The organism is Pseudomonas sp. IPO3749, assembly GCF_013386605.1.
GTDB lineage: Bacteria > Pseudomonadota > Gammaproteobacteria > Pseudomonadales > Pseudomonadaceae > Aquipseudomonas > Aquipseudomonas azotoformans_A.
The window spans coordinates 143551-157647 of the sequence record NZ_JACARN010000018.1; the positions used below are offsets into that span (position 1 = coordinate 143551).

The window sequence follows — 14097 nt, forward strand, 5'->3', positions numbered from 1 at the left end:
CGGCTTTCCTTTCTATCTATAAGTCAGTTACAGGGTTGCGGGAAAACCGAAGCAATCATCACGCCGAAACGCGTGGAATGGTGTCGTCAGCGCGCAGGGTGAAGATCTCGTAGCCGGTCTCGGTGACCAGCAGGGTATGTTCCCACTGGGCCGAGAGCTTGCGGTCCTTGGTGATAGCGGTCCAGCCGTCGCCCAGCACCTTGGTGTCGGCCTTGCCCTGGTTGATCATCGGCTCGATGGTGAAGGTCATGCCCGCCTTGAGCTCCATGCCGGTGCCAGCGCGGCCGTAGTGCAGGATCTGCGGCTCTTCGTGGAACACGGTGCCGATACCGTGGCCGCAGAATTCGCGCACCACCGAGAAGCCGTTCTTTTCCGCGTGCTTCTGGATCACTTCACCGATGTCGCCCAGGCGGCAGCCAGGCTTGACGATTTCGATGGCCTTGTACATGCATTCCTGGGTGACCTGGGACAGGCGCTCGGCCCAGACCGGCACATTGCCGACGTGGAACATGCGGCTGGTGTCGCCGAAGTAGCGGTCCTTGATCACGGTGACGTCAATGTTCAGGGTGTCGCCGTCCTTCAATGGCTTGTCGCCTGGAATCCCGTGGCAGACCACGTGGTTGACCGAGGTGCAGATCGACTTGGGGAAGCCTTTGTAGTTCAGCGGCGCAGGGATGGCGCCCTGCACGTTGACTATATAGTCGTGGCAGATCTGGTTCAGGGTTTCGGTGGTGACGCCGGGCTTGACGTGTTCGGCGATCATTTCCAGCACGTCGGCAGCCAGTTTGCCGGCGATGCGCATGCCAGCGATGTCTTCGGCGGTTTTCAAGCTAACGGTCATACAGGCTCTCTCTAGCGCGACGCGCTGAAATCAATACGGTTTACGGGCGTGCGACAAAAGGTTGCAGAGTTCGCACAAGCCACAGAAAACGCGATTCTAACAGACGATGGCCTCAAATCATGAGCCTCTGATGATCGCTTCTCTCTATAAGGTTGGGCTATGTTGGCTCTATTCAAGGGGTTACACGAAAGCGCGCAGCGGCAAATGTGATTGCGTATTCCGTTTTTGCCGATGCTGTGGTATAAAATGCGCCGCTTTCCGGGGATACCTCGCAAAGCTTAAATCCACACACGTGTCGACACGATGACCTGGGTGCCGGAGGCCTTGATGCCGCTGGTTGGTCATTGGGGTACGTGGAGGCCAAACCCGACTTATTAAGGAACTATCATGTCCCAAGTCAACATGCGCGATATGCTGAAGGCCGGTGTGCACTTCGGTCACCAGACCCGTTACTGGAACCCGAAAATGGGTAAATACATTTTCGGCGCGCGTAACAAGATCCACATCATCAACCTTGAAAAAACCCTGCCAATGTTCAACGAAGCTCTGACTTTCGTAGAGCGCCTGGCCCAGGGCAAAAACAAGATTCTGTTCGTCGGCACCAAGCGTTCCGCTGGCAAGATCGTTGCTGAAGAAGCAGCACGTTGCGGTTCGCCGTACGTCGATCACCGCTGGTTGGGCGGCATGCTGACCAACTTCAAAACCATCCGTGCTTCCATCAAGCGTCTGCGTGACCTTGAAGTGCAAGCCGAAGACGGTACTTTCGCCAAGCTGACCAAGAAAGAAGCGCTGATGCGCTCCCGTGACCTGGAAAAGCTCGATCGTTCCCTGGGTGGTATCAAGGACATGGGCGGTCTGCCTGACGCACTGTTCGTTATCGACGTTGATCACGAGCGCATCGCGATCACCGAAGCCAACAAGCTGGGCATCCCTGTTATCGGCGTAGTCGATACCAACAGCAGCCCGGAAGGCGTTGACTACATCATCCCAGGCAACGATGACGCAATCCGCGCTATCCAGCTGTACATGGGTTCGATGGCTGACGCTGTAATCCGTGGTCGCAACCACGTTGCTGGTGGTACCGAGCAGTTCGTTGAAGAAGCTCCGGTAGCTGCCGCTGAGTAATTAGCGCCCTGGCGTTGACTCAGTAAGCAAAAAGGGGGCTTGGCCCCCTTTTTGCCACCTCGAAAACCGTTTGTCGGTAACGCAGCTACATCATTTGTAACGTGCAGTGGCCTACAACGGAGATTCGGGAAGAATTGATCGCCCGTTTGATCGGGTGGAATGGTTGAAAACCTATCCAAGAGGATTTTGAAATGGCAGAGATTACTGCAGCGTTGGTTAAAGAACTGCGTGAGCGTACCGGCGAAGGCATGATGGATTGCAAAAAGGCCTTGACCAAGGCCGGCGGCGACATCGAAAAAGCCATCGACGACATGCGTGCCTCGGGCGCCATCAAGGCTGCCAAGAAAGCCGGCAACGTCGCTGCTGAAGGCGCTATCGCTCTGGTTGAAGACGGTAAAGCCGCCGTTCTGCTGGAAGTGAACTCGCAGACCGACTTCCTGGCCCTGCAAGACGACTTCAAGGCATTCGTTGCTGCCAGCGTCAAGAAAGCATTCGACGACAAGCTGACTACCGTTGAGCCTCTGATCGAAGCTCAAGAAGCTGATCGCCTGGTACTGGTCGGCAAGGTTGGCGAAAACGTCAACATCCGTCGCCTGACTCGCGTTGAAGGTGATGTGGTGGGTGGTTACCTGCACGGCAACAAGATCGGTGTAGCCGTTGTTCTGAAAGGCGGCGACGTTGAGCTGGCCAAAGACATCGCTATGCACGTTGCTGCAAGCAACCCAGAATTCCTGCTGCCTTCGGAAGTTTCTGACGAAGCGATCGAGCGTGAAAAAGCTGTGTTCCTGAGCCTGAACGCCGACAAGATCGCCGGCAAGCCAGAAAACATCGTTGAAAACATGATCAAAGGCCGTATCAGCAAGTTCCTGGCTGAAGCGAGCCTGGTTGAGCAGGCGTTCGTCAAGAACCCTGAAATCAAGGTTGGCGAACTGGCCAAGAAAGCCGGTGCTGAAATCGTTTCCTTCACTTACTACAAAGTAGGCGAAGGCATCGAGAAGCCGGTCGACAACTTCGCTGAAGAAGTTGCTGCCCAGCTGGCTGCCGCCAAGCAATAAGACAGTTTTCAACTGTCGCCCGAAAGAGGCTGCCCGCTCACGCGCGCAGCCTCTTTTCAAATGGGAAGGCCGATTTTAATTGGCTTCCCTTCGGAACTGGCTTACAAAGCCGTGTTCCGATGGCGCTGTAGCAGCGTCCAGCTAGAGTGAACGCAAGCCGTAAACGGCTCGCCAAGAATTTTTAAAAATACGCCGCAGGAGAGATTCGCAATGGCTCAGCAGGGCAGTGGTTATCAGGCTCGCTATAAACGCATTCTACTCAAGCTTAGCGGCGAGGCCCTGATGGGCTCGGAAGAGTTCGGGATCGATCCCAAGGTGCTCGACCGCATGGCGCTGGAAGTCGGCCAACTGGTCGGTATCGGCGTGCAGGTCGGCCTGGTGATTGGCGGCGGCAACCTGTTCCGCGGTGCGGCACTGAGCGCCGCCGGCATGGATCGGGTCACTGGCGACCACATGGGCATGCTGGCCACTGTAATGAACGCCCTGGCCATGCGTGACGCCCTGGAGCGTGCCAACATCTCGGCTATCGTGATGTCGGCTATTTCCATGGTTGGTGTGACCGATCACTATGACCGCCGCAAAGCCATGCGCCACCTGAACTCCAAGGAAGTGGTGATCTTCGCTGCTGGTACGGGCAACCCGTTCTTCACCACCGACTCCGCAGCCTGCCTGCGCGCCATCGAAATCGACGCTGACGTGGTGTTGAAGGCGACCAAGGTGGATGGCGTGTACACTGCCGATCCATTCAAAGACCCGCATGCCGAGAAGTTCGATCATCTGACCTACGATGAAGTGCTGGATCGCAAGCTGGGCGTGATGGACCTGACGGCTATTTGCCTGTGCCGCGACCACAAGATGCCGCTGCGCGTATTTAACATGAACAAGCCCGGCGCCCTGCTGAATATCGTACACGGCGGCGCAGAAGGGACTCTGATCGAGGAAGGCCAACAATGATCAACGAAATCAAGAAAGACGCCCAGGCGCGTATGCAAAAATCCCTGGAATCCCTGAGCCATGCATTCGGCCAGATCCGTACCGGCAAGGCGCACCCAAGCATCCTGGGCAGCGTGATGGTGCCTTACTACGGTTCCGATACCCCGATCAGCAGCGTTGCCAACATTACCGTTAAAGACTCGCGCACCCTGCAGGTCGTCGCGTTCGAGCGCAACATGCTGGGTGCTGTCGACAAGGCCATCCAGAGCGCCGGTTTGAACCTCAACCCGACCAACCTGGGTGAGCTGCTGCTGATCTCCATGCCGGCCCTGACCGAAGAAACCCGCAAGGGCTTCACCAAGCAGGCGCGCAGTGCTGCCGAAGACGCCCGTGTTGCCGTGCGCAACATTCGTCGCGATGCCCTGGGTGACCTGAAGAAACTGGTCAAGGACAAGGAAATCAGCGAAGACGAAGAGCGTCGTGCCACCGCTGATATCGACAAGCTGACCAAAGATGCCGAGGCCCAGATCACCAAGGCCACGGAAGAGAAAGAAAAGGACCTGATGGCCGTATAAGGGGTCAGGACGCCTTCATGGAAAAGACCAAGCAGACTGTACCCTCTGTGGTGCCGCGCCATGTCGCGATCATCATGGATGGGAATAATCGCTGGGCGAAGAAACGCTTTATGCCGGGTGTTGCCGGGCATAAAGCGGGTGTCGATGCGGTAAGGGCTGTGATTGAGGTATGCGCCGAGGCCAAGGTCGAGGTGCTGACCTTGTTCGCCTTCTCCAGTGAAAACTGGCAACGGCCCGCCGAAGAAGTCAGCGCCTTGATGGACCTGTTCTTCAAGGCTTTGCGTCGTGAAGCCAAACGGCTTAACGACAACAACATCAGCCTGCGCATCATCGGCGATCGCTCGCGCTTTCACCCTGAACTGCAAGCCGCCATGCGCGAAGCCGAGGCCATCACGGCCGGGGCCAATCGATTTGTGCTGCAGATCGCAGCCAACTACGGTGGCCAGTGGGATATCGCCCAGGCTGCACAACGACTGGCGCGCGAAGTGCAGGCCGGTCATCTGCGGCCCGACGACATCACCCCCGAACTGTTGCAAACCTGCCTGGTGACCGGCGATCTGCCGTTGCCTGACTTGTGCATTCGTACCGGTGGCGAGCACCGCATCAGCAATTTCCTGCTGTGGCAGCTGGCGTACACCGAGCTGTACTTCTCCGACCTGTTCTGGCCGGACTTCAAACACGATGCCATGCGCAATGCGCTGGCCGATTTCGCTTCCCGTCAGCGTCGCTTCGGTAAAACGAGCGAGCAGATCGAAGCTGGAGCCCGGGTTTAAATGCTTAAACAACGAATCATCACAGCACTGATCCTGTTGCCGATTGCCTTGTGTGGGTTTTTCCTGCTCGAGGGTTCCGCCTTTGCGCTGTTTATCGGCCTGGTCGTCACCCTCGGTGCCTGGGAATGGGCGCGCCTGGCGGGTTTCAGCGCGCAATTGCCGCGTGTCGTGTATGCCGCTGTCGTGGCTGCCTTGGCGTTCCTCTTGTACATCCTGCCGGACCTTGCGCCTTGGGTGTTGGGGGCGGCCGTGCTGTGGTGGGCGCTGGCGACATTCCTGGTGCTGACCTTTCCACGCACCAGCGGCAAGTGGTCAAGTGTGGCCTGCAAGTTGGTGATTGGCTTGTTGATTCTGTTGCCGGCCTGGCAAGGGTTGGTGGAGATCAAGCGTTATCCAATGGGTAACTGGCTGATCCTGGCGGTGATGGTGCTGGTCTGGGGCGCTGATATCGGTGCGTACTTCTCAGGCCGGGCCTTCGGCAAGCGCAAGCTGGCGCCGGCGGTCAGTCCAGGCAAGAGCTGGGAGGGCGTGTATGGCGGCCTGGCGTTGACGCTGGTGATCGCGCTGGTCGTCGGTGTTGTGCGTGGCTGGTCGGTGAAAGAGATTTTCCTGGCGCTGCTGGCCACTGCCATCGTCGTGTTCATCTCGGTCGTGGGCGATCTCACCGAAAGCATGTTCAAGCGTCAGGCCGGGATCAAGGACAGCAGCAACCTGCTGCCGGGTCACGGCGGCGTGTTGGACCGCATCGACAGCCTGACCGCTGCCATCCCGATCTTCGCCGTACTCTTGTGGATGACCGCTTCGTGAGCCGCCTGCAGCAAGTCACCGTGCTGGGTGCAACCGGTTCGGTGGGGCTGAGCACCCTCGATGTTATTGCTCGTCATCCTGATCGCTACCAGGTCTTTGCCCTGACCGGTTTTACCCGTTTGAGCGAATTGCTGGCCTTGTGTGTGCGTCATGCGCCGCGTTTCGCCGTGGTGCCTGAGGCGGCGGCGGCTCGTGGGCTGCAGGACGATCTGCGGGCTGCCGGGCTGTCCACTCAAGTGTTGGTGGGTGAGGAGGGGCTGTGTCAGGTCTCGTCCGATGCTGAAGTCGATACTGTCGTCGCCGCCATTGTCGGCGCAGCGGGCCTGCGCCCAACCTTGGCTGCCGTGGATGCTGGCAAGAAGATCCTGCTGGCCAATAAAGAAGCGCTGGTCATGTCCGGTGCGCTCTTTATGCAGGCGGTGCGCAAGAGCGGTGCCGTGTTGTTGCCGCTGGACAGCGAACACAATGCAATCTTCCAGTGCATGCCCGGCGATTATGCCCGTGGCCTGAGCCAGGTGGGTGTGCGTCGGATCCTGCTGACGGCTTCCGGTGGTCCGTTTCGACAAACCCCGCTGGCTGAACTGGAGCACGTATCGCCCGACCAGGCGTGCGCTCATCCGAACTGGTCCATGGGGCGCAAGATCTCCGTGGATTCAGCGAGCATGATGAACAAAGGCCTGGAGCTGATCGAGGCGTGCTGGTTGTTCGATGCGCGTCCGGATCAGGTCGAGGTGGTGATTCACCCACAAAGTGTGATTCATTCCCTGGTCGACTACGTGGACGGTTCGGTCCTGGCGCAGTTGGGCAACCCTGATATGCGCACGCCGATTGCCAACGCCCTGGCCTGGCCGGAGCGGATTGATTCGGGCGTAGCGCCCTTGGACCTGTTTGCCGTGGCCCGCCTGGATTTCGAGGCGCCGGACGAACAACGCTTCCCTTGCCTGCGTCTGGCGCGGCAGGCGGCTGAAGCGGGTAACAGCGCACCGGCGATGCTGAACGCGGCCAACGAAGTGGCTGTGGCAGCGTTTCTCGAACGGCGCATCCGCTTTCCGCAGATCGCGAGTATCATCGAGGACGTCCTGGCGCTTGAGCCTGTCGTCGCGGTGAATGAGCTTGGGGCCGTCTTCGAGGCCGATACCAAGGCTCGGGCCCTGGCAGAACAATGGTTGAGCCGCAACGCGCGTTAGTCTGCAGGCAGGTTTGAGTCTTCAGGCACTGGATTGGAATGCGGAGAAATTAGATGAGTGCGCTTTACATGATTGTCGGCACCCTGGTTGCTCTGGGTGTGCTGGTTACCTTCCACGAATTCGGCCACTTCTGGGTGGCGCGTCGTTGCGGCGTCAAGGTACTGCGCTTTTCCGTCGGTTTCGGCATGCCGCTGGTGCGCTGGCACGACCGTCGTGGCACCGAGTTCGTGATTGCAGCCATTCCGCTGGGTGGCTACGTCAAGATGCTCGATGAGCGCGAAGGCGAAGTGCCGGCAGATCAGTTGGATCAGTCTTTCAATCGCAAGACCGTTCGTCAGCGTATCGCCATCGTCGCCGCCGGCCCGATCGCCAACTTCCTGTTGGCGATGGTGTTCTTCTGGGTGTTGGCCATGCTGGGCAGCCAGCAAGTGCGTCCGGTCATTGGCGCGGTCGAGTCGGACAGTATTGCCGCCAAGGCAGGGTTGGTTGCCGGGCAGGAAATTGTATCTATTGATGGCGAGCCCACCACGGGCTGGGGCGCGGTGAATTTGCAGTTGGTGCGTCGCCTCGGTGAAAGCGGCATCGTCAATGTGGTGGTGCGCGAGCAGGATTCCACCAGCGAAACCCCGCGTGAGCTGACCCTCGACCATTGGCTAAAGGGCGCCGATGAGCCTGATCCGATCAAGTCCCTGGGCATTCGCCCATGGCGTCCGGCCTTGCCGCCGGTCCTTGCAGAGCTGGACCCGAAAGGTCCGGCCCAGGCTGCCGGCCTGAAAACCGGTGATCGCCTGTTGGCCCTCGACGGCCAGGCGCTCGGCGACTGGCAGCAGGTGGTCGATCTGGTTCGTGTACGTCCTGATACTAAAATTGTGCTGAAAGTTGAGCGCGACGGTGCTCAAATCGACGTCCCGGTGACCTTGTCGGTCCGTGGGGAAGCCAAGGCTGCCGGGGGTTACCTGGGTGCTGGGGTCAAGGCTGTCGACTGGCCGCCATCGATGGTGCGCGAGGTGAGTTACGGGCCGTTGGCAGCGATTGGCGAAGGTGCAAAACGCACTTGGACCATGAGTGTGCTGACCCTCGAATCCCTCAAGAAAATGTTGTTCGGCGAGCTCTCGGTAAAAAACTTGAGTGGACCGATAACCATTGCTAAAGTGGCGGGCGCTTCTGCCCAGTCGGGTGTCGCGGATTTCCTGAATTTCCTGGCTTATCTGAGTATTAGCCTGGGTGTTCTGAATTTGCTGCCCATTCCTGTATTGGATGGGGGGCATCTGTTGTTTTATCTGGTCGAGTGGGTGCGTGGTCGCCCCTTGTCGGATCGGGTGCAGGGTTGGGGGATACAGATCGGTATCAGTTTGGTGGTCGGGGTGATGTTATTAGCCTTGGTCAACGATCTGGGTCGACTGTAACGCTTCGCTGAATTGCGAATCTGCCGCATTTTGCGGCAGTTTGTTTATTGCCAGTTGGAATAAGAAAGGACTTCATGAAACGTCTGCTGCTAACTGCGGTTCTCACCGTATTGATGATCGCCGAAGTTCACGCCGAGTCCTTCACCATCTCCGATATTCGCGTCAACGGCCTCCAGCGGGTTTCCGCGGGTAGCGTCTTTGGTGCATTACCGTTGAACGTCGGTGAACAGGCTGATGACCGTCGCCTGGTGGAATCCACTCGTGCGCTGTTCAAAACCGGTTTCTTTCAAGACATCCAACTGGGTCGCGAAGGCAACGTCCTGGTCATCACCGTGGTCGAGCGACCATCCGTCGCCAGTATCGAGATCGAAGGCAACAAGGCGATCTCTACTGAGGACTTGATGAAAGGTCTCAAGCAATCCGGCCTGGCCGAAGGCGAGATCTTCCAGCGCGCCACCCTCGAAGGTGTGCGTAACGAGCTGCAACGCCAGTACGTTGCCCAGGGTCGCTACTCCGCAACCGTGGAAACGGAAGTGGTGCCACAGCCTCGTAACCGTGTTGGCCTCAAGGTCAATATCAACGAAGGCACCGTGGCGGCGATCCAGCACATCAACGTGGTGGGTAACACCAAGTTCGCTGATGATGACCTGATCGACCTGTTCGAACTCAAGACCACCAACTGGTTGTCGTTCTTCAAGAACGATGACAAGTACGCCCGCGAAAAGCTGTCCGGTGACCTGGAACGCCTGCGTTCCTACTACCTGGACCGTGGCTATATCAACATGGATATCGCTTCGACCCAGGTGTCCATCACCCCGGACAAGAAGCACGTCTACATCACCGTCAACGTCAACGAAGGCGAGAAGTACAAGGTTCGTGACGTGAAGCTGAGCGGCGACCTGAAAGTGCCTGAAGACCAGGTCAAGGCGCTGTTGCTGGTGCAGAAGGACCAAGTGTTCTCGCGCAAGCTGATGACCACCACTTCCGAGCTGATCACCCGTCGCCTGGGTAACGAAGGCTACACCTTCGCCAACGTCAACGGCGTGCCGACGCCCCATGATGATGACCACACCGTGGACATCACCTTTGTGGTCGATCCAGGCAAGCGTGCCTACGTGAACCGTATCAACTTCCGTGGCAACACCAAGTCTGCGGACGAAGTGCTGCGTCGTGAAATGCGTCAGATGGAAGGTGGCTGGGCGTCGACTTACCTGATCGACCAGTCCAAGACCCGTCTTGAGCGCCTGGGCTTCTTCAAGGAAGTCAACGTCGAAACCCCGGCCGTACCGGGCGTGGATGACCAGGTTGATGTGAACTACGCCGTGGAAGAACAAGCTTCCGGCTCGATCACCGCCAGCGTCGGCTTCGCACAGAGTGCCGGCCTGATCCTCGGTGGTTCGATCACCCAGAACAACTTCCTGGGTACCGGTAACCGTGTGTCCATCGGCCTGACCCGAAGCGAATACCAGAGCCGATACAACTTCGGTTATACCGACCCCTACTGGACTGCTGACGGTGTGAGCCTGGGCTACAATGCCTTCTACCGCACCACCGACTACAAAGACCTCGACGTTGACGTTGCAAGCTATGCGATCGACAGCCTCGGCGCCGGTGTGAACATCGGTTACCCGATCAGCGAGACTTCGCGTCTGACGTTCGGTTTGACCGCGCAACAGGATGAGATCAAGACCGGTGTGTACACCGTGGACGAGATCTTCGACTTCACCCGTCGTGAAGGTGACAAGTTCCTGAACTTCAAGGCGTCTGCCGGCTGGTCCGAGTCGACGCTGAACAAAGGTGTACTGGCAACCCGTGGTCACTCCCAGAGCCTGACCCTGGAAACCACCACGCCTGGCAGCGACCTGTCGTTCTTCAAGCTCGACTACCGTGGCCAGTTGTTCACGCCGTTGAGCGACAACTACACCATGCGCCTGCACACTGAGCTGGGCTACGGCGATGGTTATGGCTCCACCAATGGTCTACCGTTCTACGAGAACTACTACGCGGGTGGTTTCAACTCCGTACGTGGTTTCAAAGACAGCACCTTGGGCCCACGTGGTACGCCAAGCCGTGGTGTTGGCGTAACCGGTAACCAGGGCACTGTAGTGGACTCCGACGACGATCCGCTGCCGTTCGGTGGTAACGTGTTGATCCAGGGTGGTGCAGAGATCCTGTTCCCGCTGCCGTTCGTCAAAGATCAGCGTTCCCTGCGGACTTCGGTCTTCTGGGACGTGGGTAACGTGTTCGACTCCAAGTGCGAGCAGATCCGTAACCCGAGCGGCGTGAAGTCCAACACCCAGTGCAACGATGTGAGCCTGAGCAACCTGGCAAGCTCCGTGGGTGTAGGTGTGACCTGGGTGACCGCGCTGGGCCCATTGAGCTTTGCTCTGGCCATGCCGATCAAGAAACCGGATAACGCTGAGACCCAGATTTTCCAATTCTCCCTCGGCCAGACGTTCTAAGCGTCTGACCCAAGATAACGACAACGGATTCTGTAGGAGTGCATCGTGCGTAAGTTGACTCAATTGGTTCTACTGGCAACCGTGCTGGTAGCGACCCCGGCCTTCGCCGAAATGAAAATCGCCGTCCTGAACTATCAGATGGCCCTGCTGGAATCCGATGCGGCCAAGCGTTATGCCGTGGATGCCGAGAAAAAATTCGGCCCACAACTGACCAAGCTCAAGACCCTTGAAAGCAGCGCCAAAGGTATTCAGGATCGTCTGGTTGCCGGTGGCGACAAAATGCAGCAAGGCGAGCGCGAGCGTCTGGAGCTTGAATTCAAGCAAAAGGCCCGTGACTACCAGTTCCAGTCCAAAGAACTGAACGAAGCCAAGGCCGTTGCTGACCGTGAAATGCTGAAACAACTGAAGCCGAAACTCGACAGCGCTGTGGAAGAAGTCATCAAGAAAGGTGCCTTTGACCTGGTGTTCGAGCGTGGCGCTGTGATCGACGTCAAGCCTCAATACGACATCACCCGTCAGGTGATCGAGCGCATGAACCAGCTGAAGTAAGCCATGACCGCGACTATCAAGCTCGGCGAGTTGGCCGAGTTCCTGGGGGCCACCTTGCGTGGTTCCCCGGAGAAAGAAATCACTGGGCTAGCCACCTTGCAGGAGGCTGGCCCAGCTCAGTTGAGCTTCCTCGCAAACCCCCAATACCGTAAATACCTGGTCGACAGCCAAGCTGCAGCCGTGTTGCTGAAAGCCGCTGACGCCGAAGGGTTTACCGGGGATGCGCTGGTGGTGCCTGACCCGTACCTGGCTTATGCGCGGGTGTCGCATCTGTTCGATCCGAAGCCCAAGGCTGCCGCCGGGATTCATCCGTCTGCGGTCATTGCTGATGATGCCCAGGTTGATCCTGCGGCCAGCATCGGTGCCTTTGCGGTGATCGAGAGTGGGGCACGCATCGCATCCGATGTCACAGTCGGTGCCCACTGCTTTATCGGCGCGCGCTGCGAGATCGGCGCTGGCGGTTGGCTGGCGCCGCGCGTGACCCTGTACCACGACGTGCGTATCGGTGAGCGTGTAGTCATCCAGTCGGGTGCCGTGATTGGCGGTGAAGGCTTCGGCTTTGCCAACGCCAAGGGCATCTGGAACAAGATCGCCCAGGTCGGCGGTGTATTGATCGGCGACGACGTGGAAATCGGCGTGAACACGGCTGTCGATCGCGGGGCCCTGGCCGATACCGTGATTGGCAACGGCGTGAAGCTCGACAACCAGATCCAGATCGCCCATAACGTGCAGATTGGCGATCACACCGCCATGGCGGCCTGCGTGGGTATCTCCGGCAGCACCAAGATCGGCAAGCATTGCATGCTTGCCGGTGGCGTCGGGCTGGTAGGGCATATCGATATTTGCGACAACGTCTTCATCACTGGCATGACCATGGTCACCCACTCGATCACCGAGCCAGGGGCCTATTCTTCCGGTACCGCCATGCAGCCTGCGGCTGAATGGCGCAAGAGTGCAGCGCGGTTGAGGCAGCTCGACGACATGGCTCGACGTCTCAAACAGCTGGAAAAGCGTGTTGCGGACGTGACCCCTGGCGGTAATGCTTCATCAGAAGGCTGATACCATTTCCATATCAAGTGTGCACAGCCGCTAGACTGCCTCCTTGATTTGCTAGCGGGGCGTGCGTTTAGTTCGCCCGCCCCCAATCTTTATTACAGGCTTCCCCCCGAAATGATGGACATCAACGAGATTCGCGAATACCTGCCTCACCGTTACCCGTTCCTGCTGGTGGACCGCGTAGTGGACCTCAACATCGAGGAAAAGCGCATTCGTGCCTACAAGAATGTCAGCATCAACGAACCGTTCTTCAACGGTCACTTTCCTGCGCATCCCATCATGCCGGGCGTGTTGATCATCGAAGCGATGGCCCAGGCTGCCGGTATCCTTGGTTTCAAAATGCTCGACCTCAAGCCTGCCGACGGCACGCTTTACTATTTCGTGGGCTCCGACAAGTTGCGTTTCCGCAACCCGGTGACCCCGGGTGACCAGTTGATCCTTGAAGCCAAGTTCATCAGCTGCAAGCGCCAGATCTGGAAGTTCGAATGCCAGGCCTCGGTGGACGGCAAGCCGGTGTGCTCCGCCGAGATCATCTGTGCGGAACGCAAACTATGAGTTTGATTGACCCTCGCGCAATCATCGATCCGTCGGCCGTTCTGGCCGCCGACGTTGAGGTCGGCCCCTGGTCGATCATCGGCGCAGGTGTGGAAATCGGCGAGGGGACTGTCATCGGGCCGCACGTGATCCTCAAAGGTCCGACCCGCATTGGCAAACACAATCGCATCTATCAGTTTTCCTCGGTAGGTGAAGACACCCCGGACATGAAGTACAAGGGTGAAGAGACACGCCTGGTAATCGGTGATCACAACATCATCCGTGAAGGCGTGACCATTCACCGTGGTACCGTTCAGGATCGGGCCGAGACCACCCTGGGTGATCACAACCTGGTGATGGCCTATGCGCATATCGGTCACGACAGCGTCATCGGCAACCACTGCATCCTGGTCAACAACACCGCGTTGGCCGGGCATGTGCACGTTGACGATTGGGCGATTCTGTCCGGGTTCACCCTGGTCCATCAGTACTGCCATATTGGCGCCCACAGCTTTTCCGGCATGGGCACCGCCATTGGCAAGGACGTTCCGGCATTTGTCACGGTATTCGGCAACCCGGCCGAAGCGCGCAGCATGAACTTCGAAGGCATGCGCCGTCGTGGTTTCAGCGAAGACGCCATCCACGCCCTGCGCCGTGCCTACAAGGTGGTTTACCGCCAGGGTCTCACGGTTGACCAGGCGTTGACCCAACTGGTCGAGCCGGCAGCGTTGTTCCCGGAAGTCGCGGTGTTCCGTGACTCGATCCAGGCGTCGACCCGCGGCATCACCCGCTGA

Annotated in this window: 14 protein-coding genes; 13 read left to right on the top strand and 1 reads right to left on the bottom strand. The window is 58.3% G+C overall.

The features are described from left to right. Positions 1-58: 58 nt before the first annotated feature. On the bottom strand, positions 59-841 hold the full coding sequence (gene map / locus HX812_RS09125; protein WP_016975842.1) for a type I methionyl aminopeptidase: 783 nt from the start codon (positions 839-841) through the stop codon (positions 59-61). Between the two features lie 387 nt (positions 842-1228). Between map and rpsB the strand changes: the two genes are divergently transcribed. From rpsB to lpxA, 13 genes are all read left to right on the top strand, one after another. Continuing rightward, positions 1229-1966 carry a 30S ribosomal protein S2 gene (gene rpsB / locus HX812_RS09130; protein ID WP_003189158.1) on the top strand — a complete coding sequence of 246 codons (738 nt, stop codon included), beginning with the start codon at positions 1229-1231 and terminating at the stop codon, positions 1964-1966. 191 nt (positions 1967-2157) lie between these two features. After that, positions 2158-3021: a translation elongation factor Ts gene (gene tsf / locus HX812_RS09135; RefSeq protein ID WP_038849203.1), complete on the top strand. Its 864-nt coding sequence runs from the start codon at positions 2158-2160 to the stop codon at positions 3019-3021. A 210-nt stretch (positions 3022-3231) separates the two neighbouring features. After that, on the top strand, positions 3232-3975 hold the full coding sequence (gene pyrH / locus HX812_RS09140) for a UMP kinase (protein ID WP_003189161.1): 744 nt from the start codon (positions 3232-3234) through the stop codon (positions 3973-3975). Then, a complete protein-coding gene (frr, locus tag HX812_RS09145; protein ID WP_012722596.1) occupies positions 3972-4529 on the top strand; it encodes a ribosome recycling factor in 558 nt (185 codons plus the stop codon). Before pyrH ends, frr begins: the two co-directional genes overlap by 4 nt. A gap of 17 nt (positions 4530-4546) precedes the next feature. Next, complete coding sequence (gene uppS, locus HX812_RS09150; protein ID WP_016974405.1) at positions 4547-5302, top strand: polyprenyl diphosphate synthase; 756 nt, start codon at positions 4547-4549, stop codon at positions 5300-5302. Continuing rightward, positions 5303-6109, top strand: coding sequence for a phosphatidate cytidylyltransferase (locus tag HX812_RS09155; protein WP_038849198.1), 807 nt, complete (start codon positions 5303-5305; stop codon positions 6107-6109). It abuts the gene before it with no gap. Next, a complete protein-coding gene (gene ispC, locus HX812_RS09160) occupies positions 6106-7296 on the top strand; it encodes a 1-deoxy-D-xylulose-5-phosphate reductoisomerase (RefSeq protein WP_033902791.1) in 1191 nt (396 codons plus the stop codon). Before HX812_RS09155 ends, ispC begins: the two co-directional genes overlap by 4 nt. Positions 7297-7349: 53 nt before the next feature. After that, positions 7350-8702 carry a sigma E protease regulator RseP gene (gene rseP, locus HX812_RS09165; protein WP_038849194.1) on the top strand — a complete coding sequence of 451 codons (1353 nt, stop codon included), beginning with the start codon at positions 7350-7352 and terminating at the stop codon, positions 8700-8702. 74 nt (positions 8703-8776) lie between these two features. After that, on the top strand, positions 8777-11164 hold the full coding sequence (gene bamA, locus HX812_RS09170) for an outer membrane protein assembly factor BamA (RefSeq protein WP_038849191.1): 2388 nt from the start codon (positions 8777-8779) through the stop codon (positions 11162-11164). A 45-nt stretch (positions 11165-11209) separates the two neighbouring features. Next, positions 11210-11713 carry an OmpH family outer membrane protein gene (locus HX812_RS09175; protein WP_033902788.1) on the top strand — a complete coding sequence of 168 codons (504 nt, stop codon included), beginning with the start codon at positions 11210-11212 and terminating at the stop codon, positions 11711-11713. A gap of 3 nt (positions 11714-11716) precedes the next feature. Next, positions 11717-12772 (top strand): UDP-3-O-(3-hydroxymyristoyl)glucosamine N-acyltransferase, encoded by a 1056-nt coding sequence (lpxD, locus tag HX812_RS09180; protein WP_038849188.1) that lies wholly within the window; start codon positions 11717-11719, stop codon positions 12770-12772. A 111-nt stretch (positions 12773-12883) separates the two neighbouring features. Then, complete coding sequence (gene fabZ, locus HX812_RS09185; RefSeq protein ID WP_016976866.1) at positions 12884-13324, top strand: 3-hydroxyacyl-ACP dehydratase FabZ; 441 nt, start codon at positions 12884-12886, stop codon at positions 13322-13324. Next, positions 13321-14097 carry an acyl-ACP--UDP-N-acetylglucosamine O-acyltransferase gene (gene lpxA, locus HX812_RS09190; protein ID WP_038849186.1) on the top strand — a complete coding sequence of 259 codons (777 nt, stop codon included), beginning with the start codon at positions 13321-13323 and terminating at the stop codon, positions 14095-14097. The genes fabZ and lpxA overlap by 4 nt, the downstream gene beginning before the upstream one ends.

Excerpts from the sequence above, each read along its gene's own strand:
- map (WP_016975842.1), bottom strand. The coding sequence starts at position 841 with ATGACCGTTAGCTTGAAAACCGCCGAAGACATCGCTGGCATGCGCATC.
- rpsB (WP_003189158.1), top strand. The coding sequence starts at position 1,229 with ATGTCCCAAGTCAACATGCGCGATATGCTGAAGGCCGGTGTGCACTTC.
- tsf (WP_038849203.1), top strand. The coding sequence starts at position 2,158 with ATGGCAGAGATTACTGCAGCGTTGGTTAAAGAACTGCGTGAGCGTACC.
- pyrH (WP_003189161.1), top strand. The coding sequence starts at position 3,232 with ATGGCTCAGCAGGGCAGTGGTTATCAGGCTCGCTATAAACGCATTCTA.
- frr (WP_012722596.1), top strand. The coding sequence starts at position 3,972 with ATGATCAACGAAATCAAGAAAGACGCCCAGGCGCGTATGCAAAAATCC.
- uppS (WP_016974405.1), top strand. The coding sequence starts at position 4,547 with ATGGAAAAGACCAAGCAGACTGTACCCTCTGTGGTGCCGCGCCATGTC.
- HX812_RS09155 (WP_038849198.1), top strand. The coding sequence starts at position 5,303 with ATGCTTAAACAACGAATCATCACAGCACTGATCCTGTTGCCGATTGCC.
- rseP (WP_038849194.1), top strand. The coding sequence starts at position 7,350 with ATGAGTGCGCTTTACATGATTGTCGGCACCCTGGTTGCTCTGGGTGTG.
- bamA (WP_038849191.1), top strand. The coding sequence starts at position 8,777 with ATGAAACGTCTGCTGCTAACTGCGGTTCTCACCGTATTGATGATCGCC.
- lpxD (WP_038849188.1), top strand. The coding sequence starts at position 11,717 with ATGACCGCGACTATCAAGCTCGGCGAGTTGGCCGAGTTCCTGGGGGCC.
- fabZ (WP_016976866.1), top strand. The coding sequence starts at position 12,884 with ATGATGGACATCAACGAGATTCGCGAATACCTGCCTCACCGTTACCCG.
- lpxA (WP_038849186.1), top strand. The coding sequence starts at position 13,321 with ATGAGTTTGATTGACCCTCGCGCAATCATCGATCCGTCGGCCGTTCTG.